The sequence below is a fragment of the Bradyrhizobium sp. genome (assembly GCF_030654605.1).
In the GTDB taxonomy this organism is placed as follows: Bacteria; Pseudomonadota; Alphaproteobacteria; order Rhizobiales; family Xanthobacteraceae; genus Bradyrhizobium.
In genome coordinates this window covers 16184-40097 of the sequence record NZ_JAURXB010000026.1, presented here as the reverse complement: position 1 = coordinate 40097, position 23914 = coordinate 16184, and the positions used below count along the sequence as shown (strand labels likewise).

General features: G+C 62.5%; 27 protein-coding genes. 12 read left to right on the top strand and 15 right to left on the bottom strand.

Annotated elements, in window-relative coordinates; translation table 11 throughout:
• Positions 1-8 precede the first annotated feature (8 nt).
• A complete protein-coding gene (locus Q7U29_RS02600) occupies positions 9-1025 on the bottom strand; it encodes a GlxA family transcriptional regulator (RefSeq protein WP_304738029.1) in 1017 nt (338 codons plus the stop codon).
• A 63-nt stretch (positions 1026-1088) separates the two neighbouring features.
• Between Q7U29_RS02600 and Q7U29_RS02595 the strand changes: the two genes are divergently transcribed.
• The 4 genes from Q7U29_RS02595 (at position 1089) to Q7U29_RS02580 (ending at position 4191) form a co-directional block, all read left to right on the top strand.
• Complete coding sequence (locus Q7U29_RS02595; RefSeq protein ID WP_304738026.1) at positions 1089-1802, top strand: hypothetical protein; 714 nt, start codon at positions 1089-1091, stop codon at positions 1800-1802.
• Complete coding sequence (locus tag Q7U29_RS02590) at positions 1802-3094, top strand: MFS transporter (protein ID WP_304738024.1); 1293 nt, start codon at positions 1802-1804, stop codon at positions 3092-3094. Before Q7U29_RS02595 ends, Q7U29_RS02590 begins: the two co-directional genes overlap by 1 nt.
• 93 nt (positions 3095-3187) lie before the next feature.
• Complete coding sequence (locus tag Q7U29_RS02585; RefSeq protein WP_304738023.1) at positions 3188-3874, top strand: YqcI/YcgG family protein; 687 nt, start codon at positions 3188-3190, stop codon at positions 3872-3874.
• Positions 3871-4191, top strand: a complete 321-nt coding sequence (locus tag Q7U29_RS02580) for a cupin domain-containing protein (protein WP_304738021.1) — start codon at positions 3871-3873, stop codon at positions 4189-4191. Before Q7U29_RS02585 ends, Q7U29_RS02580 begins: the two co-directional genes overlap by 4 nt.
• A 30-nt stretch (positions 4192-4221) precedes the next feature.
• On the opposite strand, the gene Q7U29_RS02575 is transcribed toward Q7U29_RS02580, so the two are convergent.
• The 7 genes from Q7U29_RS02575 to Q7U29_RS02545 all read right to left on the bottom strand — a co-directional run bounded on the left by Q7U29_RS02575 (position 4222) and on the right by Q7U29_RS02545 (position 10397).
• Positions 4222-4407 carry a hypothetical protein gene (locus Q7U29_RS02575; RefSeq protein ID WP_304738019.1) on the bottom strand — a complete coding sequence of 62 codons (186 nt, stop codon included), beginning with the start codon at positions 4405-4407 and terminating at the stop codon, positions 4222-4224.
• A gap of 312 nt (positions 4408-4719) precedes the next feature.
• Positions 4720-5979 carry a CaiB/BaiF CoA-transferase family protein gene (locus Q7U29_RS02570; RefSeq protein ID WP_304738016.1) on the bottom strand — a complete coding sequence of 420 codons (1260 nt, stop codon included), beginning with the start codon at positions 5977-5979 and terminating at the stop codon, positions 4720-4722.
• 149 nt (positions 5980-6128) lie between these two features.
• Entirely contained in the window at positions 6129-7448 is a 1320-nt protein-coding gene (locus tag Q7U29_RS02565) for a TRAP transporter large permease (RefSeq protein ID WP_304738012.1), read from the bottom strand.
• Positions 7445-7960: a TRAP transporter small permease gene (locus tag Q7U29_RS02560; protein ID WP_304738009.1), complete on the bottom strand. Its 516-nt coding sequence runs from the start codon at positions 7958-7960 to the stop codon at positions 7445-7447. Before Q7U29_RS02560 ends, Q7U29_RS02565 begins: the two co-directional genes overlap by 4 nt.
• Before the next feature lie 78 nt (positions 7961-8038).
• Positions 8039-9037, bottom strand: a complete 999-nt coding sequence (locus tag Q7U29_RS02555; RefSeq protein WP_304738006.1) for a TRAP transporter substrate-binding protein — start codon at positions 9035-9037, stop codon at positions 8039-8041.
• A 221-nt stretch (positions 9038-9258) separates the two neighbouring features.
• Positions 9259-9810 carry a hypothetical protein gene (locus Q7U29_RS02550; protein ID WP_304738004.1) on the bottom strand — a complete coding sequence of 184 codons (552 nt, stop codon included), beginning with the start codon at positions 9808-9810 and terminating at the stop codon, positions 9259-9261.
• A 50-nt stretch (positions 9811-9860) separates the two neighbouring features.
• Positions 9861-10397, bottom strand: a complete 537-nt coding sequence (locus Q7U29_RS02545; RefSeq protein WP_304738002.1) for a GcrA family cell cycle regulator — start codon at positions 10395-10397, stop codon at positions 9861-9863.
• Positions 10398-10582: 185 nt separating this feature from the next.
• Between Q7U29_RS02545 and Q7U29_RS02540 the strand changes: the two genes are divergently transcribed.
• The 3 genes from Q7U29_RS02540 (at position 10583) to Q7U29_RS02530 (ending at position 12049) form a co-directional block, all read left to right on the top strand.
• Complete coding sequence (locus Q7U29_RS02540) at positions 10583-11203, top strand: XRE family transcriptional regulator (RefSeq protein WP_304738069.1); 621 nt, start codon at positions 10583-10585, stop codon at positions 11201-11203.
• Between the two features lie 181 nt (positions 11204-11384).
• Positions 11385-11660, top strand: a complete 276-nt coding sequence (locus Q7U29_RS02535) for a hypothetical protein (protein ID WP_304737999.1) — start codon at positions 11385-11387, stop codon at positions 11658-11660.
• 194 nt (positions 11661-11854) lie between these two features.
• Complete coding sequence (locus Q7U29_RS02530) at positions 11855-12049, top strand: hypothetical protein (RefSeq protein ID WP_304737996.1); 195 nt, start codon at positions 11855-11857, stop codon at positions 12047-12049.
• 127 nt (positions 12050-12176) lie between these two features.
• On the opposite strand, the gene Q7U29_RS02525 is transcribed toward Q7U29_RS02530, so the two are convergent.
• Positions 12177-12353: a hypothetical protein gene (locus Q7U29_RS02525; protein ID WP_304737994.1), complete on the bottom strand. Its 177-nt coding sequence runs from the start codon at positions 12351-12353 to the stop codon at positions 12177-12179.
• A gap of 177 nt (positions 12354-12530) precedes the next feature.
• On the opposite strand from Q7U29_RS02525, the gene Q7U29_RS02520 reads away from it, so the two are divergent.
• Together Q7U29_RS02520 and Q7U29_RS02515 are read left to right on the top strand one after the other, a co-directional pair.
• On the top strand, positions 12531-13685 hold the full coding sequence (locus tag Q7U29_RS02520) for a zinc-binding dehydrogenase (protein WP_304737991.1): 1155 nt from the start codon (positions 12531-12533) through the stop codon (positions 13683-13685).
• Positions 13682-14065 carry a nuclear transport factor 2 family protein gene (locus Q7U29_RS02515; RefSeq protein WP_304737990.1) on the top strand — a complete coding sequence of 128 codons (384 nt, stop codon included), beginning with the start codon at positions 13682-13684 and terminating at the stop codon, positions 14063-14065. The genes Q7U29_RS02520 and Q7U29_RS02515 overlap by 4 nt, the downstream gene beginning before the upstream one ends.
• A gap of 29 nt (positions 14066-14094) precedes the next feature.
• On the opposite strand, the gene Q7U29_RS02510 is transcribed toward Q7U29_RS02515, so the two are convergent.
• The 3 genes from Q7U29_RS02510 to Q7U29_RS02500 are packed head-to-tail and all read right to left on the bottom strand — an operon-like array spanning position 14095 to position 17848.
• Positions 14095-16488 (bottom strand): xanthine dehydrogenase family protein molybdopterin-binding subunit, encoded by a 2394-nt coding sequence (locus Q7U29_RS02510; protein WP_304737987.1) that lies wholly within the window; start codon positions 16486-16488, stop codon positions 14095-14097.
• A complete protein-coding gene (locus Q7U29_RS02505; protein WP_304737984.1) occupies positions 16485-16970 on the bottom strand; it encodes a (2Fe-2S)-binding protein in 486 nt (161 codons plus the stop codon). The genes Q7U29_RS02510 and Q7U29_RS02505 overlap by 4 nt, the downstream gene beginning before the upstream one ends.
• Positions 16967-17848: a xanthine dehydrogenase family protein subunit M gene (locus tag Q7U29_RS02500; protein ID WP_304737982.1), complete on the bottom strand. Its 882-nt coding sequence runs from the start codon at positions 17846-17848 to the stop codon at positions 16967-16969. Before Q7U29_RS02500 ends, Q7U29_RS02505 begins: the two co-directional genes overlap by 4 nt.
• A 177-nt stretch (positions 17849-18025) precedes the next feature.
• Here Q7U29_RS02500 and Q7U29_RS02495 point away from each other — a divergent pair, with 177 nt between their 5' ends.
• Positions 18026-19132 carry an LLM class flavin-dependent oxidoreductase gene (locus tag Q7U29_RS02495; protein ID WP_370691683.1) on the top strand — a complete coding sequence of 369 codons (1107 nt, stop codon included), beginning with the start codon at positions 18026-18028 and terminating at the stop codon, positions 19130-19132.
• A 27-nt stretch (positions 19133-19159) separates the two neighbouring features.
• On the top strand, positions 19160-20035 hold the full coding sequence (locus Q7U29_RS02490) for a polysaccharide deacetylase family protein (protein WP_304737977.1): 876 nt from the start codon (positions 19160-19162) through the stop codon (positions 20033-20035).
• 25 nt (positions 20036-20060) lie between these two features.
• Here the strand turns inward: Q7U29_RS02490 and Q7U29_RS02485 are convergent, their stop codons facing one another.
• The 3 genes from Q7U29_RS02485 to Q7U29_RS02475 are packed head-to-tail and all read right to left on the bottom strand — an operon-like array spanning position 20061 to position 22508.
• Positions 20061-20744: a TetR/AcrR family transcriptional regulator gene (locus Q7U29_RS02485; RefSeq protein ID WP_304737975.1), complete on the bottom strand. Its 684-nt coding sequence runs from the start codon at positions 20742-20744 to the stop codon at positions 20061-20063.
• Positions 20741-21295: a flavin reductase family protein gene (locus tag Q7U29_RS02480; RefSeq protein ID WP_304737972.1), complete on the bottom strand. Its 555-nt coding sequence runs from the start codon at positions 21293-21295 to the stop codon at positions 20741-20743. The genes Q7U29_RS02485 and Q7U29_RS02480 overlap by 4 nt, the downstream gene beginning before the upstream one ends.
• A gap of 10 nt (positions 21296-21305) precedes the next feature.
• A complete protein-coding gene (locus Q7U29_RS02475) occupies positions 21306-22508 on the bottom strand; it encodes an acyl-CoA dehydrogenase family protein (RefSeq protein WP_304737969.1) in 1203 nt (400 codons plus the stop codon).
• A 106-nt stretch (positions 22509-22614) separates the two neighbouring features.
• Here Q7U29_RS02475 and Q7U29_RS02470 point away from each other — a divergent pair, with 106 nt between their 5' ends.
• On the top strand, positions 22615-23559 hold the full coding sequence (locus tag Q7U29_RS02470; protein ID WP_304737966.1) for an NAD(P)-dependent oxidoreductase: 945 nt from the start codon (positions 22615-22617) through the stop codon (positions 23557-23559).
• The last annotated feature ends 355 nt before the right edge of the window (positions 23560-23914 follow it).

Below are 23914 nucleotides of genomic sequence, written 5' to 3'. Positions count from 1 at the left end.
GTCCGCGGCTAACCCGAAAATCGACTTCGGTATTCCGAAGGCGATATGCCGAGGTGGCGAATGAACGCCCGCCGCATCCGTTCGTCATCGCCGAAGCCTGCCCGCCGGGCCACATCGACCACGCCGCGAATTTCGCTGCTTTCCAGCAGCAGCCGCGCGGTCTCCACGCGCAACGCTTCGACCCCGCTTGCCGGCGTCATTCCGGTGCGGCTGGTATAGGCACGCGCGAAGGTTCGCGGGCTCATGCCGGCTTTTCCGGCGAGGGTTTCGACCTTGAGATCGCCGGCGATATTTTCGATGATCCAGGCGTGCAGCGCGCTGAAACGCCCTTCGACGTCAGAAGCCTGCGCCGCCAGCACGGTTGAGAACTGGCTCTGGCCGCCGGGGCGCTTGAGAAACACCACCAGCCTGCGCGCGATGTCGAGCGCGGTAGTATGGCCGAAATCCTCCTCGATCATGGCGAGCGCCAGGTCGATGCCGGCGCTGACCCCGGCCGAGGTCCAGACCCGCCCGTCCTTGACGAAGATCGCATTCGGCTCGACGCTGATTTTGGGAAACCCGTCCGCCAGTCTTGGACAATAGCGCCAATGCGTCGCGGCCCGCTTGCCGTCCAGCGCGCCGGTCCAGGCCAGCGCAAATGCTCCGAGACAGACGGACGCCACGCGCCGGGCCCTGGGCAGCACCTCCGAAATCCATTCTATCATGACGGCGTCCTGCCGCAGCGCCCAGATCCCCGGACCGCCCGGGATCACCAGGGTATCGACCTGGTTCGGCCGAATGCTGGAAATCGGGGCGGTATCGATCATCATCCCGACGTCGGTCGGCACCAAGCCCCCGGAGGCGGAGAGGTAGGACAGCGAATAGCCCGCGCCGGGCAGCTCGATCGCCTGCAATTCCGCGAAAACCTGCGCCGGGCCTGAAATATCGAGGAGGGTCACGCCGGGAAACGCGACGATCGCCACGCGCCTTGCCGCGGATTTTTCGCGCGGCTCCGGCCGCCGGGGTTTGGCAGATTTCGAGGGCATATTGTCCTTTAAGCCATTCGGGGCTCGCCTGTATAGCTCGCCAGGATAGCTGGGGTGTCGGACATGTCGCGAGAGCTGCGCCGCCAATACGGAACCATCAAATCGCCCTGGCCCGATTACGCGGTCTACAGTTTCCCGGATGCGACGCGGGTCAGCCCCGCCGAACAGCGGCCATTGATGGATGCGATGAACAACATCATCGCCGTCAACTGGCAGGCGACGGAGCCACATTGGACGCCGGCCTCCTCCCCGTTCGACAGGAAATTCAGCCTCATCCTGGTCTACGACGCCTCTGGACTGGTGGCATTCTCGGTCTACCGCAAGCTGTTGATCGCAGGCCGGCCGGCGATCTACCGCAGCGGCACCGAAGTGCTTCCTGCCCATCAGGGCCGCGGCCTCTACGGGTTTTTCACCACGGAGATCCTGAGATCATTGGGTGTCGCCGACAGCGGCGATGGCGGCATCCTTTATGGGTGGCGCACCCGCAATCCCATCGTGTGGGCGGCAAACGCCAGGATCTGCGAGCAAGTTACGCCCTCGCTGCTCGGCACCGCCCAGGACCCTGGGCTGCAGGCCGCCTGCGTCGAGATGTGCACCTTGCTCTATCCCGGCAAGAGCCTCGAAATACCCGGCATGATCATGCGCGGCGCTTACGGCCACATCAAGCATCACCGTCAGGCCTATCACGGCGCAGCGTCGCTGGCTGACGAAGCGATGCAGCGCGTCATCCCGGACCCCGCGGACGCCCTGTTCTCGGTCGGCCTTGTGAGAGTGTGATGGCGTTGACGGAACAACACACCGTGCTCGCTCCCGCCATCCGCCCGACGGATCGCGCCTATCTGGCCTGGGCGGCGGTGGCCACCGCCTACGCGATCGCGTTCCTGCAGCGGGTATCGCCGCAATCGGTCAGCCTGGATTTCATGGCCGATTTATCTACCGACGCCGCCGGTGTCTCGATGCTCGCCTCAAGCTACTTCTGGGGCTACACCCTGATGCAGATTCCGGCGGGAGTTCTGGTCGACCGCTTCGGCGTCAAGCGCGTCGTGCTGTTCAGCATGGCCGCGTCGTCGCTCGGAAGTGCGGCGTTCGCACTGGCGCCGAACCTGCTCGACGTTTTTGCCGCGAGACTGATCATTGCCTGCGGCGATGCGCTGGTTTTCACTGCGCTCTTGAAGCTTGTCGCACTCAGTTTCAGGGACGAACGGTTCGGCATGATGTCGGGCATCTCGCAGGTCTCGGGCTATGTCGGCGGCGTGCTGGCAACGACTCCGCTGGCCGCGGCGGTGACGGGCTTCGGCTGGCGCGCCTGCTTTGTCTTCATCGCCTGCGTCGGCGTCGCCAACCTCGCTTTCGCCTCCATCGTGCTCAAACCGGATCCGGTGTCGGATAGCAGCAAGACCTTGAAGAGCGTGCTCGCCGCCAGCCGCCAATCGCTGGCGCGATTGGCGAACTGGGGATGCGCCATGACCTTTGCGTCCCATTTTGCCGTGGTGACGACGCTGTCGGGCGTATGGGGCATTCCGATGGTGGCGCATTTCTTCAACATCTCCCCGTCGGCCGCCAGCGCCCCCCTGCTCGCCTTCATGGTCGGCAACGCAATCGGTTCGATCTTCCTCGGCCATATGGCGGACCGGGCATCCGCGGCGCTCGATACCGCGCTGATCCGCATCTGCCTGCTGCGGATGCTCCTGATCGCGATGCTGCTGCCTCCGATCGCTCATGCGCTGGGCCTTCTCTATGTCACCGTCGTGTTTTCGGTACTCGGACTGGTCGCCGGCGGAACCGTACCGCTGGTGCTGAAATGCACCAAGAAGCTCTACACCGCCGACCTGATCGGCGTCGGCGCATCGGTCAACACGACGGCTGCGGGCATTTTCGCTGGCGCTTCACAGCCCGTCATTGGGTTCGCCATGGTTGGCGTTAGCCAGCTTGCAGGGACCGGGCTCGAGCCCGGGGCCGGCTCGGTCGGCGATGCCGGCTACAGCGCGCTGATTGGAATTCTGCTGCTCATGTCGCTGCCGGGCATTGCCGGCCCGCTGCTGATGAGGAGCCAATTGATAGTTCGCTAGCCGCATTAACGGGAGAGGGACAGGATGTCGCGATTGTATTTGAGGAGGGGCGAAGTCGCATCGAGCCACGCGGTGAGTACGTGGCAAAGTGTGATGTTTTCCGAATTCGAGGCGCAAATGAGCAGCGAAGCGCGACCCTTTCCCTGCGTGTTCGGCGTCGCCGGCTACCGGCAGGACCAGTTGCGCTATCTGTTTCTCGACCCCTTTGACATTGAAGTTCTCGGCGCACAGCTCGCGCTGTTCGTGGCCGAATCCCGCTCGCACGGACCAAACACATCGTTGATCGTATTCACCCGGCCGCGGCCGGTGCAGACGCTGGACGCCTATCACCGGAAAATGTGGCATACACTCGACCAGCTGGCGCAACTGGACAAGAGTCCGTGGCCGGACACTATCCCCGAACAGATCGACCATCCGATGTGGGAGTTCTCGTTCGCGGGTGAACCGATCTTCGTGGTGTGCAGCACGCCGGCGCATGTGATGCGACAAAGTCGCCGCTGCAGCACCTTCACGCTGACGTTTCAGCCGCGCTGGGTGTTTGAAAAGATCCTCGGGACGGAAAAGGCCGCAACGGCCGCGTTCGCCCAAGTACGTGAGCGGCTCATCCCCTACGACAGCACCAGCCCCTCGCCGCTGCTTGGACGCTACGGTGCCGCCGATGGACGCGAATACCAGCAATACTTTTTGACGGACGACAACCATACCGAGACGGGATGTCCATTTGCCAAGCTCGCGCACAACGAGACCTCTCCAGCCAAAGACAGGGAGCAAGCGGCATGACCCGGATCATCGCTGGCACGAAAACGGAATTCACCATCGACCCCGACATCCTGGCGTTGCTCCCGGCGCAGGGCAGCGTCGAGTTACAGCGCGATGCCGCCGGCAAAGTGCATCATTTCCATACCCACCCGGTGGATGAGATCCTGGTGATCATCAAGGGCGCGCTGAAATTCGAGTGGGATGGCGGCGAGCACATTTGCCGGCCCGGCGACACCATCCTGCTGCCCGCCGGCACACTGCACCAATCCGAGGCGCTGGATGAAGCGATCTATGCCATCGCGACGCTTCCACCCGCCGCCAATCCGGCCAGCAATTAACGCGACGGGTGTGCGGGAAAGCGAGGATCTTCAGGACAATGAGGGATCGCTGCCGGCAGGCTCGGCGGCCAGGCGTTCGACCAGCTCGATGATTTCAAAGCGCTGGCCGGGTGCAAGTCTGAGAAAGGCCTTCAACAGCCGCAGGCTTTCGACAGTTTCGCTCGATGGAGCTCCGAGCCTCTTCTGCAGCTCTGCAACAAATGTGGGATCTTTCATCTCGCACCTTCGATGAGGAACAGGAATGACATATCCAGGCAAACGTGAAGGCTTGGCCCGAAAGGTCGACACGGCAGCACAAGAGGCAGAGCGTCTCGGCTTGACTACGGCTACATTGATTCTTCGGATGGCTCGGCTGGAAATTGACCGGGCCGAACCCGACGAAGTTGAAAGTATGCCAAGGAACAACCCGCGCGGCAAGCCAAACTGAGGGCCGAAAAACGCCCTCAACAGCCAAACCATGCCAGATCGGGTTCCGGCCTGGCGCTCCCCGCTTCTGGCGAACGGCACTTGCCCGTCGGTGGTCCCTGCTCAGCCAACATTTCGCATCGCTCCAAAAGCCCCCTTCTCCGCGAGCGCGGCGATGCGGGCGTCGTCATAGCCGAGCGTGTTGCGCAGGACTTCCCTGGTGTGCTCGCCCAGCATCGGTGCCGCAACGGGATCGGCGACCGGCGTCAGGCCGAGGCTGATCGGCTGCTCGATATGAGGCACGGTGCCCGCAGCCCGGTGCGGGATCTGGCTGACGCGATGGCGCTGGCGTACTTCCGGCGAATTAAAGGCTTCCTCGACGGTACGAAGGTAGCCGACCGGAATATTGGCCGACTTCATCTTCGTCACCCAGCTTTCGCGGCTGTCGCCGGCAAAAATCTCGTTGAGTATCGCGCGCAACTTGTCCTTGTTGGCCGTCCGCGAACGCCGGTCGGCGAATTCACCGCTGGCGAGATCGGGCCGGCCGAGCACGTCGACGACGAGGCGGCAATACAGCCGGTCATTGGCGCAGGCGATATAAAACGGCGCGTCGGCGGCATCGTAGAGCCCGACCGAGGGAGATCCGTTCGGCGAATTGCCCTGACGGCTGAAATTCTCGCCGGTCATCAAATGGGCCATGCCGTAAAATCCTGTCATCCCCAAGGCCACGTCGAACAACGCCACCTCGACCTGCTGGCCGCGGCCGAGCCGGTCGCGGGCCAACAGTGCCAGCAGGATGGCATTGCAGGCCGACATGCCCGTCACCATGTCGATCGCGGGCGGCCCGGTTCGCACCGGCGGCCCGTCCGGAAAGCCGTTCAGCGACATGAACCCGCTCTCGGCCTGCGTGATCGGATCAAAGCCGGGACGGGATGCAAACGGTCCCTGGCGGCCATAGGCCGAGATCGAGCAATAGACCAGCCGGGGATTGGCCGGTGCCACCGACGCATAGTCGAGGCCATACTTCTTCATCACGCTGGCGGAGAAATTCTCCACTACCACGTCGGCCCGTGCGATCAATTCGCGCGCGACCACGCACGCCGCCGCGTTGGTGAAATCGAGAACGATGCCGCGCTTGTTGCGATTCAAGCTGATAAAGGCGGCGCTTTCCCCGGCGAGATCGGCGTGTTCATAGCTTCGCGTATCGTCGCCGCCATCCGGATTCTCGATCTTGATGACCTCGGCGCCGAAATCGGCCAGCGTCTGCGTGCAGGCCGGTCCTGCGACGACACGGGTGAAATCGATCACCAGCAGCCCGTCAAGTGCGGTCGGCACGTCCTTCGCGCGCGGCGTGCGATCCGGTAATTGCGGTCTGGCGGTCATACGTTCTGTCCTGGATGATTTCGACGGGCCGCCGATTGATAGCCCGGACGCTCATGGATGCGCAATCAACCCCGGCGCATGGATGCCCCGCTTCCGGCCATCGGCCGCCCCTTCCTGATTCGCATGAGCCTGACCAGCCGGATCCGCTGCTATTTAAGCATATCAGGCACGATCAGCCGCGGCAGGAACAGCGATACGTCCGGCCAGATGATCAGCGCCGCCAGCACCAGCAGCATCGGTATCAGCATGATCACCGTGTCCTTGAGCGCATAGCGCAGCCGCACGCCCGCGATCGAGCACGCGATCAGGAGACACAAGCCATACGGCGGCGTCACCAGTCCGAACGCCAGCGAAACGATCGAGATGATCGCGAATTGCACCGGATGCAGGTCGACAGACCTCGCCAATGGCTCCAGCACAGTGCCGACGATCACGATCGCCGGAATGGCATCGAGAAAGCAGCCCACGACCAGAAAACAGAAGGAGATGAAGAAACCCGCCGCGATCGGACCCATTCCCCAGGTAGAGACATTCTCCAGCAGCGCCTGCGGAATCTTGTAGTAGGCCAGCAACCAGCCGAACGCGCTCGCAGTCCCGATGCAGAACAGCGCGACGCCTGCGAGCCGTCCGGTGTCGAGAAAGGCCTTGTACAGCTCCTTGGCTCCGGTTTCCCGGTAAAAGAAGGTCGACAGCGCCATGGAATACAGCACCGCGACGCAGGCGGACTCGGTCGCGGTGAACCAGCCGAGCAGGATGCCGCCGACGATGATGAACGGCGTCACCAGCGCCGGAATCGAGCGCCAGACCGAGTACCACATCTCTATCCAGGTGGATTTCGGATAGGTCGGATAGCCACGACGCACCGCATAAATATGCACGGTCGCCACCTGCGCGCCTGCGATCAGCAATCCCGGGATGATGCCGGCCAGATACATCGCGGCGATCGATGTAGAGATCAGCCCGCCCCATACGATCATCAGGATCGATGGCGGGATGATAACCGCAAGCACGGCCGACACCGCGGTAATGGCGATCGAGAACGAGAGGTCGTAACCCTCCTTGGTCTGGGCATCGATGAAGATCTTCGACTGGCTCGCCGCATCGGCGGTCGAGGAACCGGAGATGCCGGCGAAGAACACCGACAACACGACATTGATCTGCGCCAGCGATCCCGGCCAATGCCCGACCATGGCGCGCGAAAGCGCCACCAGCCGGTCGGTGATGCCGCCGATGCTCATCAGGTTTGCCGTCAAGAGGAAGAACGGCACCGACAGCAGGATGAAGGAGTTGTAGGCATTGAAGGTCTCCTGCGCGAGCATCATCATTGACAGCCGCGGCTCGATCAGCAGGATCGGCAGGCATGCGAGCCCGAGCGCGAACGCGACCGGCACGCGGATGACGAGCAGCGCCACGAAGGTGCCGAACAGAACCATTGCGGCCTGCCCGGCGGAAAGGACACTGCCGCTCATCGTTCTGCCCCGAACAGGATCCGTGCTTCATCGACGATCTGTTCGCCCGCGAACGCGATCCAGGTGAAACCCGCTACCGGCCATGCGACGTGAATCAGCCAGAGCGGCAGGTCGGCCAGCTCCGAGGTTCGATTCCAGGCAAACCGCGTGAACTCGATGCCCGCCCACACGAACACCAGCGCCAGCGCCAGGATGCCGAGCCGCGACAGGATCCGTACCGCGGCTTCGGACCGCCGCGACAAATCGGGCCATACATCGACTTCGAAATGCTGCGCTTCCCTGACGCCGACCATCGCCCCGATCATGATGGTCCATACGAACAGAAACCGCGCCATCTCCTCGGTCCAGATGTAGGACGGAATGAAAGGGGTGTAGCGCGAGATGATTTGCAGCGTGACGGGAATGATCAGGATGCCGACGCAGGCTCCCAGCAGGATTTCCAGCAATTTGGCATAGCCGGCCGTCACGCGTCGCCACAACGACGGCTGGGATGGCATCGGTATTTCGGTCATTGGCCCCCGCGCAAATACAGTCATCAAGCGGGGCAAGCCGCGAGGCTTGCCCCGAATTCTCGTTCAACGATTTCTGGTTCAGGCGGCGTTGATCTTTTCAAAGATGGCTTCGGCACCGATCTCCTTGGCGTAGGTGGCCATCACGGGATCGGTAAGCTTCTTCATCGCGTCACGCTCCTCGAACGGAACCCGCTTGAGCTTGCCGGCCTTTTCCAGGGCATCGAGCTTGATGACTTCCTCGCTCGACTCGAGTTGCCGGCCGAAATCGCCGGCCTCCTTGCCCGCCTTCATGATCGCGTCCTGCAAGTCCTTGGGCAGAGTCTTGAGCGTCTTGACCGAGAAGCAGATCGGGCGGATCGACACCGCATGCTGGGTCAGATTGAGATGCGGCGCAACTTCGTAGAACTTCATCGCTTCGACCCCCGCCGCCTCGTTTTCTCCGGCCGAAATCACGCCGTTCTGAATGGCGTTGTAGACCTCATTATAGGCAATGACCGTCGGAGACATGCCGGCGGCCGCGAACGTCTTCGACCAGATCGGCGCGCCCTGCACGCGTACCTTGAGGCCCTTGATATCGGCCAGGTTCTTGAGCGGCTTGTTGGCGAAGATATTGCGAATGCCGCCGCCGGCATAGCCGATCAGGACTACCTCGGCCTTCCCGGCGACTTCGTCGGCGATCGGCGCCAGGATGCTCGCTGCAACGACCTTGTTCATGTGCTCGATGCCCTTGAAGACGAACGGAGCATCGATAAACGGAGCCGCCTTGGCGAAGGTCGACATATGGGCGGGAGAGACGATGCCGTAATCGACCGCCTTGCCCTGCGACATGTACTCGAAATACTGTTTCTCAAGACCAAGCGATGAGTTCTTGTGCAGCGTGAAATTGACCGGCTTGCCGTAATATTTCTTCACCAGCTCTTCAAACCTGACCAGAGCCTTGGTGAAGGCATGATCATCGTTGAACTGCACCGCGCCGTTCAGCGTGACGGGCGCCTGCGCCTTCAGGATCGATGGCATGCCGAGCACGCCAGCGGCGGCCGTTGCACCGAGCCCGGCGAGTACTGTTCTGCGCTTCATAGGCTTCCCTCCCGTAATACCCATCCCTTTGTCGGGATTTTGGGCGTTCGCGACTAGCGAAAGTCGCTCTGCAGCATGCCTGCAAACGGCTAGCGTATGCAAGAGAGTGCCGCGATGGAAGCCAATATTGACTCGCGCCTCCCGGAAGGAAATTAGAGCGGGCCGGAAGGAGCGTTATTGCCGACTATCCGAGCGGGAGGTTTGCGAAGTTGCGGTGCACACTATCGCTTCTCCGTCGCGAACCCGTAAATCAGAGCGAGCCGGTCGAGACATTCCCGAAACCTTCGTACGAAATAGTCCTTCCAGCGCTGGGCGCGCAATCCACGTCGTCCCCCGACCTGCTCCATCGTCATGCCCTGGATCAGAACATCGTGCACCAGCGCCGCGCCGTCCGCGCCGAGTTCCAGCTCGACGCGGTTCAGCCGCAGCACTGCCTTGCGCTGGCCCTCGGTAATCGGCTCCCGCACCTGACCGCCATCGACAAAGTCCCTGGTCGGATCGACCGCCTGTGGCCCGCGCTCGGCCTTTTCCCAATCGGCCTGAAAGGCCCGCCCGCCGCGATATTGCGCTTCGTCGACATGGCGATGCGAGTGCATGCGGCCCAGCGGATCGTTGCGGATCGAGCGCAGGGTGACAATCTTGTCGCCCGGTTCCAGACCGAGGGGATCGTCCACTTCAACCGCGGCGACTTCCGCGTTGCGCGGCAGATCGCGGGATCGCCGGTCATGTATCTTTGCCGGATCATGCGGCCTTCTGCGTTTGGCCCGTGCCATGCTTCATTTCTCCATTCGTAAGATCGGATTTGCCGGCCAGGCGATCATGGTCATGCCGCCGCCACCAGCCGCAGCGCCACCGGGATGGCCCCCCGTTCCGAAGCCGTGCCGGGACCACGGGTCAGGTGAAAATGCCCGAGGCAGTAGCTCGAGCCTTCGCGCTGCGGATGACCGCAGAAGGTGATGGGCTCGTCCTCGGCGTCGCCGCCATAGGGATACCGGCAATCGCCGGTTTCCAGGTCGATCACCGACAGATGTCGCGGCATGATCTGGACGCAGCGGAGTTTTACGCGCTCTGGCCGTTCGGAAATCGGCGGCTCCGGCTCCGGCTCCGGCTTCGCTTCGACCGCGCGCTCGGCGTTTTTGCGAAGCTGCGTTGCATGGAGCTGTCGCGGCACCCTCGACAGCCGCTTTGGCCGGTCCAGGGCCGCGAGTCCCATCCGCTTTGCCCGGCCGATGGCGGCATTGCGGGAATAGGCGGTAGCGTACTTGGCGTTGATCGCATCGGCAGCTTCGGCAAAGGACATGCCCTTGGCGAGGTATTCCCGCAGCGCATCGCAATGCTCGGGAGGCCAGTTGATCTGCATTGTCTTGATTCTCCCCAAATGCTGGCGGCCGCAAATATGGAGCGCCGCTCGGACGAACCGTCTCGGCGCCCGCGAAGCATCAATTTCCGATAATCGGAAATAAAAGTCAAGCCTTGATTCTGATAATCGTAATTGCTATATTTCCGAATATCGGAAAGAATAGGGCAATTCGGAAGGGAAGCACCATGCTGGATATTGGGTTGATTGAGCGGGCACTGGAAAAGCCGGGTAAGACCAAGGGGGGCCTGGCGGCCGCGATGGGCGTTCGTCCGGGGGCCGTCTCGGAAATCCTGTCGGGGATACGCCTGATCAAGGCGTCTGAGATCCCTCTAATCACCGAATATCTGGATCTGAACACGGTGCCGATCATGGGCCGGGTCGGCGCCGGCGCCGTGATCGAGCCGGAACACGAACAGGTGCCGCCGGAAGGCCTCGGCGAGGTCGAACTACCCTTCCCCATTTCGGAGGAAACCATCGCCTTCGAGGTATCAGGCGATTCCATGCTGCCGAAATACGAGAACGGCGACATTATCGTGGTTTTCAAGGAGCAGCGGCATCCCGTCTCGAGCTTTTACGGCGAAGAGGCCGCAGTGCGGCTGAAGACCGGCGAGCGCTACCTGAAAACCATCGAACGCGGCAAATCTCCCGCTCAGGTCAATCTCACCAGTTTCAACGCTAAGGCGATCAACGGGGTGAAGCTGGAATGGATCGGCGAGATCTATCTTACCCTGCCAAAGGGCCAGATCGAGCGCCTGCGGGCCAAGGCCGCCGCCCGGGCGCGCAAGGCGGCCAAAGCCCAGAAGTAAGGCCCCCGAATCGGCGAAGCCGTAGCTGGCGATTCGCGCCGGCACAGGGCCAAACTACGTCGACCACCGCCATGTTTCTTATTTTCCGAATTTTTAACTTGACCTATTTCTGATTTTCGGAAACAATATAACCTCGTTCGCCATGGCCCCTTGCCGTGGCCGGCGCGAGGCGTGAGGGTCCATGCAATATTTCGTCGTGATGATCGACTATGGGCGGCGCGGACGGGAGGCGATTGTCGATCCTGAAATCACGCGACGCGAAGTCATCTCGCGGGTGGCGTCGGGCGAATACAACAACATCAGTTTCATCCACGAGGTCGCCGACACCTCGGTTGACGATATCACGGCGGAAATCCTCGCCGAGGCAGCCGTTCCCGAGATCCGGACGTCTGACGCCGATCCGCAGGCCAGCCGTTTCGATCACGCCCGCGACCTCAGGAAGCACGAGCTTGTTTGATCGAAGCGAAGGCCGCGCCGGACCGAAGCGAGAAATTTGCCGGTCGATTTTCGATGTTACTACAAAGCCACATGCGCCAGGATTGTGCGACCGTTCTTTGTCCGTTCGCAAGAGTTGATGAGGAGCATCCGGCCAACGCGGTAAGTTACCTTGGGGTTGAATCTACCGTGCTTCCGCTGCGAAGGAGAGCCGACATGCCAGCCTACATCCAGCATCACGTAGCTGAGACCGCGCCGATCATCTGCCCCGGCTGTATGGGACTACTCCCGATGTTCGTGAGGGAGGTCGAGCCGCATTGGAGCATGGCGAAGATCGACTTCATCTACGAGTGCTCCGATTGCGGCGCCGAAGTCAGGCAGACCATTACCAAACCGGAACGGCGGCATTAACGCGTTCTCGCCGCAGGCTGTTCGAGGACGAAAAGCGCGCTCCAGGCGCGACCTATACAACTGATGACGCGCTCCCTCGGGCGCTGCAATCAACGCTTCCGCCGCTACAATGCTTCGGGCGCTCGCATTAGCGGGCAGCGGCCATATCGAGGTTGCATTCCCTGAAGTGGAACGCAATTTCATCGAGCGCGCATTGCTCCCACTCTGCCGCCTTCGCCAGCCAGAAACTCTTGCGCTCGGAATCCCGCAAAGCACGCTCTCGGCAAAGAAATTCCTGGTTGCGAATCTCAACGAGCCTCTTCATGAACTCCACTCCCCAAGTGTGAAGCCAATCTGCCCTGCGACGATAGCAGAGTCGGCATCGGCAGTCTTTCGGCTTCCCGGCAAAAAGAGACAGGCTTGCTGTCTAATCTTTGCCCGCCCCCTTTCCAGTATTATGTTGGCCCAGTAACGTCCGAGGTCACAGATGGGGAGCGCGCCAATGTACGACCCTGCCGGCGTTACGAGATCGCCCGAATTTTTCATCCCCGCGCGGATGAAAGCCTGGGTTCTGGGAAACCCGGATGAACTCCTTCTACGCGACAAGCCCACCCCGGTACCGGGGCGCGCGGAGGTGCTGGTCCGTATCGACGCCGTTGCGATCTGTGCCACCGACCTTGAGATCATCCACGGCGGGTCGCCTGCAAGCATCCAGGGTGGCCTGCCCTTCAACAGGAACTTTACGCCGGGTCATGAATACATGGGCACGGTCGCTGCCCTCGGGCCCGCCGTCGACGAGTTTGCCATCGGCGAACGCGTCAGCGTGGAAATCCATGCCGGCTGCGGCCAGTGCAAGCGCTGCCGCCAGGGCATGTACACCTCGTGCCTCAACTACGGAAAGCCCGACAAGGGTCACCGCGCCAACGGTTTTACCACCGACGGCGGGTTCGCCGAATACGCGGTCAATCATATCAACACGCTGGCGCGGGTTCCCGACACCATGGGCGATGCGGAAGCCACGCTTGTCGTCACGGCCGGAACGTCGATGTACGGCCTCACCGAGCTTGGCGGACTGGTGGCCGGTGAAAGCGTCGTGGTCATCGGCCCTGGTCCGATCGGGCTGCTCGCGGTGGCCGTTGCCAAGGCGCTTGGCGCGAGCCCCGTGATCCTGACGGGAACACGCAACAAGCGCCTTGCGATCGGCAGCGAGTTGGGCGCGGACCGCGTTATCAATATCGCCGAGGACAACGCCGTCGATGTCGTCAGAGAACTCACCGGCGGGATCGGCGCGGATTATGTGATCGAGTGCGCCGGCACCGAGGCCACGGTCAATCAAGCCATCCACATGGCGAATCGCGGCGGAAAGATCTGCCTGGCGGCCTTTCCGCACGATCCTGTCACGACCGACCTGGCGCATCTGGTGAAGAACAACATTTACGTCTACGGCATCAGGGGAGAGGGCCGCAGCGCCACGCGGCGCGCGATGGCGCTGATGGCGGAAAAGCGGTTCGACGCGACGAAAATCCATACCCATACGTTTGCGCTGGACGACCTGCCGACCGCCCTTCGGTACGCACGCGATCGGGTCGAGGACGCCATCAAGGTGGTGGTGACCGCGCGTCAGGCTGCAATGCTCAAAGGCGTGGCAGCGGAATGATCCCGTCACCTGCAGAACGATACGAACTGCTCAAGGGCTTCGCGCGCGCCCTGTTCCAGAACGACATGGACGCGCTCTACAAGATCGTCACATCGGACTTTCTCTGGAGCTTCCATGACGGCCTCGCCACCAGCAAGGCCCTCGCCGGCCCCGCGGCGATTCGCGAGCATCTGGCCGGGCAGAAGGCACTTTTCTCGGCGCAACGTTTCCACGAGATAGCCTACCATCATGCCGGCGAGGTGACCTTCATGACCTTTCGCGTCAGCGAAACCTTGAGAGTCAGCGGCGAACAGCGAGAACAGCGCGGCATCGAACGTTATACCTTCAGGGACGGCATGCTCGCGGCCAAGGACGTCTATCGCAAGCCGGTCACGCCCTGACCGTATGAGGCTTTCCCGCCTCGCCCTGTTCAAATTCGTCCCAACGCCTTCAGGATAATCTGCGGCGTCAGCGGAATCTCGGTGATCACGGCACCGAACGGCCCGAGCGCGTCGTTCGCCGCGTTGGCCACCGCTGCGGCGGCCCCGGCCGTACCGGCCTCGCCCGCGCCCTTTGCACCCAGCTCCGTTTCCGAGGTCGGCGACACCACATGACCGACGTCAATGTCAGGCATTTCGCCGGACATCGGCACCAGATAGTCGGCCATATTGGCGTTGGTCAGCTGCCCGCGCTCGTCGTAGACGCACTTCTCGAACAGCGCCGCCCCGAGGCCCTGCACCACGCCGCCCCGGATCTGCTCGTCGACCAGTTGCGGATTGATGAGGGTGCCGCAGTCTTCGACGACCCAATGCCGGAGCAGCTTGACGAAGCCGGTGTCAGTGTCGACCTCCAGCCATGAGGCCTGGACGCCATTGGTGAAGGCGAACGGATACTCCCGCGGCACGAAGTGGCGCGTCGCCATCAGCTCGGGCTGAATGCCCGGCGGCAAGGTGTCGGGACGGAAGTACACGATCCGCGCGAGCTCACGCAACTCCATCCGCAACACACCATCGCCGGCATTCACGATCGCATTGCCTGATATGTCGAGTTCGTTCGGCGAGGACTGCAGGATGGCGGCCGCGACATCCAGGATATTCTTGCGCAGAATCTTAGCCGCCTGCAGTGCAGCCTCGCCGCCGATGCCGGCGCCGCGCGAGGCCCAGGTGCCGCCGCCATAGGGCGTGTTGTCGGTATCGCCCAGGATGACGCGGACGCGCTCCATCGACACGCCGAGCACGCTGCCGACGATCTGCGCGGTAAGCGATTCCGAGCCCTGCCCCTGTTCGGTGATGCTGGTCTGGCAGATCACCGAACCCTGGGCGTCCAGCCGAATCGCAACGCCGTCCTGCGAGGATATTTTGGCGCCGCCAACGCCATAGAACGCCGCGCTGGGATTGGTGACTTCGATGAAGCTCGCAATGCCGATGCCACGGTAAATGCCCTTGTTTCGCAACGTCGCCTGTTCGGCGCGCAGCGCGTCGTAATCCATCATCGCCATGAGCTTGTTCATCGCTGCGTGATGCGACAGCAATTCGAACCGCAAGCCGGACGGCGACGCGCAAGGGTAGGCGTCATCCGCAATCAGGTTGCGACGGCGGATTTCCACCGGATCCATCCCGATTTTGGCTGCCGCCAGATCGACCAGGCCTTCCGTCACGGAGCACGCGATCGGGTGGCCGACTGCGCGGTACTGGCACATGACATTCTTGTTCTGGAACACGACGCGGGCCCGCGCGCGATAATTCCTCGTCACATAGGGGCCACCGACGAGGTTGACGACCTGGTTGGCTTCGATGGCGCTGGTGCGCGGATACATCGAATAGGGTCCGATGCCGGTGAGATCGTCGATCTCGAACGCCGTGATGATCCCGTCGCGCTTGACGCCGATCCGCCCCCGGCAGCGATGGTCGCGAGCATGGATATCGGTATTGAAGCTCTCGACCCGGTCGGCGACGAACTTGATCGGCCGGCGCAACAATTTGGACAGCGCATAGGTGGCCATTTCGTCGGCGTAGATGTGGACCTTGATGCCGAAGGAGCCGCCGACATCCTTGCAGACCACACGGACCTGCGATTCCTCGAGCCCGAGATGGAGTGCTGCGATGTTCTGCACCATGTGCGGCGCCTGCGTGCCCTGGTAGATCGTCAGCCTCGCCTCGGCGGCGTTCCAGTCGGCGACAACCGAGCGCGGCTCTAGCGTCACGCCGGTGTGCCGTCCGAAGATGAAGTCGGCTTCCACCACCGCATCGGAGCTGGCGAACGCCGCATCGACCTCGCCGGCGTCGAGGTTGCGCTCGAAAGCCAGGTTGTCGCCGAGCGCGGGATGAATCACAGGGGTTGCCGGATCGAGCGCGGTGCGCATGTCCGTCACGGCTTCCAGTTCCTCGTAGTCAACCCTGACGATTTCCGCGGCGTCCTCCGCCACGGCGCGGCTGGTCGCCACGATGGCGGCGACGGCTTCGCCCTGCCAGCAGACGCGGTCGATGGCGATGGCGTGCTGGGGGGCGGATTTGAGGCCCTTCAAATGCGAGAGCACGCCGACCCACGGCGTGATGACGGCGGCAAGCTCCTTGCCGGTCACGACCGCGATGACACCTGGTACGCCCTTCGTCGCGGCGACATCGATGCCGGCGATCCTCGCATGCGCATGGGGTGAACGCAGGAACACCACATGCCCCATGCGCGGCAGCTCCATATCACTGACATAGAGCCCGCGTCCCTGCATCAACCGCTCGAGATTCGGCCGCGGCACCGACTTGCCGATATAGGAGTTCGGCCGATCGAGCTCCGAGAGGATTTCGGGATTCGATGACGTGATGGTCATGCCGTGCCTCTGCCACGCACCCGTGCCGTGGTCTCGATCGCGTCGATGATGGCCTGGTAGCCGGTGCAGCGGCAGTAGTTGCCGGAAAGGTGCTCGCGTATTTGCTCGCGGTCGGGCGCAGCCTGCTGCTTCAGCAGATCCTGCGCCGCCATCAGCATGCCGGGCGTGCAGAACCCGCACTGCAAGGCGTTGCGTTCGCGAAAGGCCGCCTGCAGATCGGCGACCTCGCCGCTATCAGACAACCCCTCGATGGTTTGAACGAAAGCGCCGTGCGTCTGCACGGCCAGCATCAGGCAGGAACGGACGATCTCCCCGTTCACCCGCACCGTGCAGGCACCGCAGACCCCATGCTCGCAGCCGACATGAGTCCCGGTCAGCTGCAGCTGTTCCCGCAAAAAATCCGCCAGATTGAGGCGCGGCAGAACCTGCGCATCGACGCGCTCGCCGTTCACCTCGAGCGAGATTGGCATGGGAGCCGTCATGCACGCCCCCCGGCATTGAGATCAGGTTGGTTCAGTAGCGCGGACGCGCCCCGCGCCAGCAGCACCTTCGCAAGGTGCCGGCGCATGGCGGCAGACGCCTGCTGGTCATCGTGCGGGTCCAGCTCTTCGCTTAAGGCGCTGGAAGCTGCAGCCAGCACCGGGGGCGTGATGGTAATGTTGACCAGTCTTGTTGCGGCTCTGGCCAACACCGGCCGATCGCCGACGGCAAAGAAGACGAGTCGCAGATCGGTGAAGACATCCTTTTCCACGGTCGCCTGCGCCGCCAGACCGGCAATGGCGTAGTCGCCATGCCGCCGAGCGAATTCGTGGAAGTAATGTACGGAATTCTTGCCCGCCACCGGCAGTTCAACCGATATCAGCAATTCCTCCGCCGACAGGTCTGTCTCATAGATCCCCTTGAAGAAGTCCACGGCCGCAACCCGCCTCTCGCCAGCCTGACCGCGCACGATGATGGTCGCATTCAGCGCGACCATGCAGGCCGGCAGCTCAGAGGCCGGATCGGCATGGGCGAGGCTGCCGCCGAGCGTACCGCGGTTGCGGATCGCAGGATGCGCGACATGGGCAATCGCCTCGGTCAACAGCGGCGCGTGCGCGGCAATATCAGGTGATGTCAGGAGATCCACATGACGGGTCAGCGCGCCTATCCTGACGACACCGTCGGTCACCATAATGCCGCGCAGCTCGGCGAGTTCGCCGATGTCGACGATGAATTCGGGTGAGATCAGGCGCAGATTCATCGCGGGCATCAGGCTCTGGCCGCCCGACAGCACCTTCGCCCTGTCGCCATACGCCTTGAGCAATTCCAAAGCATTGCCAACGCTGGTCGCGCGTGCGTAAGCGAAAGCCGCGGCTTTCATTCGACGTGGCCTCCCCGGATCCTCTTGGCGTATTTTCTTTGGATTAGACGGCGACGCCTCCGAAAGGTCAAGTTTGTTTATCGAGCGATTATTTCTGGTGACTGGCCTTCCGGACTTGTCATAATGGTATCGGCAACGGACGATGCTGTCCTGACGCGGCCCCAGAAAGGAGCGGCAATGAATCTGGGATTCTTCACGATGCCGATTCATCCTCTCGGGAAGGACTGGCGTCAGTCCCTGCAGGAGGACCGCGAAGCTTTCCTGCTCGCCGACGAGTTGGGATTTACCGAGGCCTATGTCGGCGAACATGTCACCGATCAAGCCGAGAACATCACCTCCTGCATCGCGTTTATCGCGTGGATCGCGGCCGCCACCAGGAAGATCAGGCTCGGCACCGGTACGATCAACATGCCGAACACCCACCCCGCCGCCGTCGCCGCCTCCCTCGCCATGCTCGATCACATGCTCGATGGCCGTCTGATCTTTGGAATAAGCCCCGGCGGCCTGCTGTCGGACGCGGAATTGTTCGGCAATCTCGACGCCGATCGCAACGCCATGTTTCTGGAGTCGATCAACCAGGTGCTGGAGATCTGGTCCGGCGAGGCGCCGTACAATCTCGCGGGAAAATACTGGAACGTCTCGACGCAGAAGACCCTGATCAGGGATATCGGCCAGGGCATCATTGCGCGGCCGTTGCAACGGCCGCATCCGCCCATCGTCGTCACCGCGGTGGCGCCGTTCTCGAAGGGCGTTACCGAGGCTGCCGCGCGCGGCTGGGATCCGATCTCGGCCAATTTCCTGATGCCGGCCTGGGTGAAAAGCCACTGGCCGAAATACGTCGAAGGCTGCGAACGCGGCGGCCGTCCGGCCGATCCTGCCAACTGGCGCGTCGCAAAAAGCGTATTCGTCGCCAGGGACGCGGCGACCGCCAAGGCCTATGCCACCGATCCCGACGGACCCTACGTCTCCTATTATCGTTCGCTGTTCACCAAGCTGAAGATGAACGGCCGCATCGAGCTGTTCAAGACCCGCCGCGACCAGCGCGACGATGAAGTGACGCTGGAAATGATCTGCGACAGACTGATCATTCATGGGACGCCTGGAAGCGTCGCGGATCAACTGCTGGCTTTCCAGGACGAAGTTGGCCCATTCGGCACGCTGCTCTATGCAGGCAAGGACTGGAAGGACCGCGAGCTCGGACGCCAGTCCATGATTTTGATGGCCGAGCAGGTAATGCCGCTCGTCGATGCCGGTAGCACCGCCTGCTCCAGCGCGGCGGAATGATCCGATAAATCCACTTTGGAGGGCGCCGTGGCTCTGACCGATCGCATTCCATATCAGGCGCAGGTCGACCGGCCAAAACTCCGGCTGCCCGGCGGCAAGAAGCTCGCGGTATGGGTCATCCTCAATGTCGAGGAATGGCGGATCGAGAACGCGATGCCGCGAACCGTGCTGAGCCCGCCGATGGGACAACCGCTGCTGCCGGACGTACCGAACTGGTCGTGGCACGAATACGGCATGCGCGCCGGCTTCTGGCGGCAGTTCAAGGCGCTGACCGACCGCAACATGCCGGTGACCCTGGCGCTGAACGCCAACGTCTGCCACTCCTACCCCCGCGTCGCATCGGCCGCGCTCGAAGCCGGCTTCGAATTCATGGGCCACGGTTTCGTTCAGGGGCCGATGCACAAACTTGACAACCAGGCCGATGCGATCAGGCGGTCGGTCGAGACCATCGCCAAATTCACCGGCAAGCCGCCGCGATCGTGGGAAAGTCCGGGGCTGACGGAAACCGACGACACCCTCGATCTGCTGCGCCTCAACGGCATCGAATATGTCGCGGACTGGGTGATCGACGATCTTCCGCAGGACATCGCGACGCCGCACGGCACCATCACGACCATTCCCTACTCGGTGGAGACCAACGACATCGTCATCCACGCGCTGCAGCACCTGACATCCGAGCAATTCCTGCAGCGCTGCACCGACCAGTTCGACCAGCTCTACCTCGAAGGCGCCGACAATGCGCGGGTGATGGCGATCTCGATTCACCCCTACATCACCGGTGTCCCGCATCGCATCAAATATCTGGAAGCGTTGCTCGACTATGTCATCGGCCATGACGGCGTCGCCCTGATGACCGCCAGCGAGATCGGCGACTGGTACCGGGCGGAAATGTCGAAATCATAGTCCGGGCCGCATATCCCAACTTCACTCATCCAACCGCCTTTGCCGGGGCGCGCCGCGGGCCTGTGGCGGTTGCGAAGACCCGTGCGAACCCGGTCAGGAAGACATCCAGGGCGTCGCCGATCACCTGGCGCTTGTCTTCAAGGACCGGGGACTCGAAGATGTATTTGCGAACGCCGTAATAGAAGATTCCGCTTTGCAGCACCCACGCCATCTCGATTTCAGCCGCGGTCGGCTCGCCTTGCTCCGGCAGCCCCGCTTCATGCCTGCATTCCCTCACGACGCGTGACAGAATCTTGTCCTCCACCACGCCGATGTACCAGCGGTTGATGTCGAGCCCCTTCAGGCCCGCATAGAAATAGATCCGCAGCCATTTGCGGGTGAAGATCACATCGGTGTAGGCCTGATAGAATTCCTGCAGCCGCTCGCGAAGCGGTTGCGAGCGGTCGGTCAGCAGCTTCTCCCAGCCGGCATCGAACGGCTCGAGATAGACGGTGCGATAGACTTCCTTGATCAGATCGTCCTTGCTCGGAAAGTAGCGATACAGCAGCGGCTGCGTGACGCCGAGCCGCCGCGCCAGATCGCGGGTGCCGCCGTCAAATCCTTCTTCCGAGAAAAATTCGGTGGCCTTGGCCACGAACTCCCGGCGGCGGTCTTCGGGAGAAAGCCGCTTCTGCTTGGCGCGGGCGCGCCTGGGCAGGACCTTCTTCATGACGCGCCGTCCGGCTTGAGAAACCGGCCGTAACTGCCGCGCGCAAACAACAGTGGCTCCTGCCCGTTGTAGGCATAGGCCTCGACCGCGCCCAGGAATATTACGTGATCGCCGCCATAATATCGATTGGCCGCGCGGCACTGGAAATTCGCCACGCTGTCCGCGAGCACCGGCGCATTGCCGAGGCCAGGCGTCCACTCGACGCCTGCGAATTTATCCTCCGAGGATTTCGCGAATTTGTTGGCGAGCGCCTGCTGCGATGCGCCCAGCACGTTGACGGTGAAATGGCTGGCGTTCTGGAACGTGCTGAGCCCCTGCGAAAACATGCCGAGACTCCACAGCACCAGCGGCGGATTCAGCGATACCGAGGCGAACGAATTGCAGGTCAGCCCATAGGGCCTGCCGTCGGCCGCAACCGCGGTAATGATGGTGACGCCGGTGGCGTAGGTGCCCAGCGCGTTGCGAAAGTCCCTGGGATTGATCGCCGAGTTGTCACTGGCCAACTCGTTGGCCGGATCTGGATCAATCGGATGCTTGGGCGCGTCGGTCATCCCCCGGGCCTCAGAGCGTCAGGTTTTCGGAGGGCAGGCCGAGCGCCACCCGGCCGTAATTGGTGCCGGCCGCATCGAAATTGAACGCGAGGTGCGAATTAATGGCGTGGGCATCGCGAAACTGCCGCTGTAACGCGCCTGTGGTGAACAGGCCGCGCGCGCCGCTGGCGGACGACAACAGCGATACCGCCTCGGTACATAGATTGACGGAATAAGCACCGTCCCGCCGCAACCTGGTCTTGGCGGCAATGTCGGGGATACGGCCGGAGCGCGCATCGGCCATCGCCTCGATACATCGCGAGCGCATGATCAGTCGGGCGGCATCGATCTTGGCGGAGGCCTCGGCAATCTTGATCTGCGTGCTCTGGAAATCGCCGAGCTTGGCGCGGTTATAGGTCGACGCCCGATGGCGCGTGATGTCGATGTAGTCGTCCAGGCAGGCCTGCGCGTTACCCAGCGCCGCGCCTGACAGCACATAGGGAAACAGCGAGAATACCGGCAGCGCATAGAGCGCATTGGGATTGTCGGGGCTTCCAGGGGTCGGACCGCCGGCAAGCTCCCCCACGGCAACCGTCATCGGCTCGGCAACGAAAGTGTCGGCGACCTCTACATCGTTCGATCCCGTCCCCCGCAACCCGCTCGCATTCCAGGTGTCCTTGACCACGTAGTCGTTCTTGTGGAGCAGAAAGATCCTGTATTCGATGCCATCGGCTTCATCTTCGGACGAGACGACCGCGCCAAGCATGTTCCATTCGCTCGAACTCACGCCCGAAGAAAACGGCCAGTGGCCGCGCAGCCTGTATCCGCCATCGACCTTGCTGGCACGGCCGCTGGGAAAAATGAACGAGGACGCAATCAGCGCGTCAACATCCTTGTTCCAGACCAGATCCTGAGCGCGCCGGTCGAACATGCCGAGCATCCAGTGATGGCTGGCGAGATTGGCGAAATTCCAGGCCACTGACGCATCGCCTCGCGCCAGCACATCGGCGCAATCGACCAGCGCGACGTAATCGAGTTCGGCGCCGCCGACCCGCTTCGGCTGCACGATCCGGAACAGACCGGCATCATGCAGGTCGCGTTCAGTCTCCGGCGGCAGACGCCGCAACTCCTCGGTTTTGGGCGCGCGGTCGCGCAAGCGCGGAACCAGCGCCTTCGCACGGTCGATCATGGCGGCATAGATGCTGATATCTCCGGGCGGACTTGCCTTTGGCATTTCGCCAACACCTCCCATTTCAGCCTTCCCGCAATCTCGCCGCTCGGCGCGGTCTCGAGATGCGGCCGATCGGTGCGAAACCTGCTTGACCGGTCGAAGCTATCCGATGATTGTTTATCGCCTGATCATCAACTATTCAAGGCGCGGCCGGTACTGGGAGCGAACGCGGATGGACAAGACCGTTGGAATCGTCGGGCTTGGCATCATGGGAAGCGCGATCGCCCGCAATCTCGTCGAGCGCGGGTGGCGCGTCATCGGCTTTGACCTCGATGGCGCACGATGCGCCGAGCTTGCGCAGGCCGGTGTCACGATCGCCGATGATGCCGCCGGGGTCGCGGGCAGCGCGCCCATCATCCTGACCAGCCTGCCGAGTCCCGCAGCCGTTGAGGATGTCGCGCAGCGTATCGCCGGTTCTGTCGCGCCGCCGCGGATTGTGATCGAACTCTCCACCCTCACCATCGCCGACAAGCTTCGCTTCGAAAGCATCCTGGCGCAGGCTGGCCATATAGCGCTGGATTGTCCGCTGAGTGGAACCGGCGCGCAGGCCAAAAATCGCGATCTCGTGGTCTACGCCAGTGGCGACAGTGCCGCCATTGCCCGATGCGCCGATCTGTTTGCCGATTTCGCCAGGCAAAGCGCCGATCTCGGCGCCTACGGCAATGGCAGCCGAATGAAATTCATCGCCAACCACCTGGTCGCCATCCACAACGTCGCCACCGCCGAGGCGATGCTGCTGGCGCAATGCGCCGGGCTCGATCCGAACATGGTGGTCGATATGGTTGGTCCCGGCGCCGGCGGCTCCCGGATGTTCCAGATGCGCGCGCCGATGATGGCGGAAGGTGTTTACGAGCCCGCGACCATGAAGGTGTCGATGTGGCAAAAGGACATGGCCATCATCGCCGCGTTCGCCGCCGAGGTCGGCTGCGCCACCCCGCTGTTTACGCTGACGCAGCCGGTCTACGCGCAGGCGATGGCGATGGGGCTGGGTGAGCAGGATACGGCCTCGGTGTTCGAGGTGTTGAAGCAGACCATCGTCACCGAACCGCGTTGACGTAGCCCGGATGGAGCCGGCGGGTTGGCGCGTCAGCGCCGAGCCGATGGCGCAATCCGGGAATCGCTGCGACGGCGGCCCCGGATTTCGCAAGCGCTCCATCCGGGCTTCTGTAACGGGCCTCTATAAGTCAATCCCTATTTGCGTTATCCACTCGCCGGGGACATGCTTCTGTACGGGATCGGCGCAAGGCCGTCGCCTGATGGGGTTCATGAGGATAGGCCGGCCAATCTACGGAAGCGTGATCACATCTTTCGATGTGTCGACATCCCGGATGACGGCCTGACCTGATCCATCGTCCCGGCGAAGGGACTTCGCTTCGGGAAGGCTGGTGTCGTGACCCGCCCGAAAACCT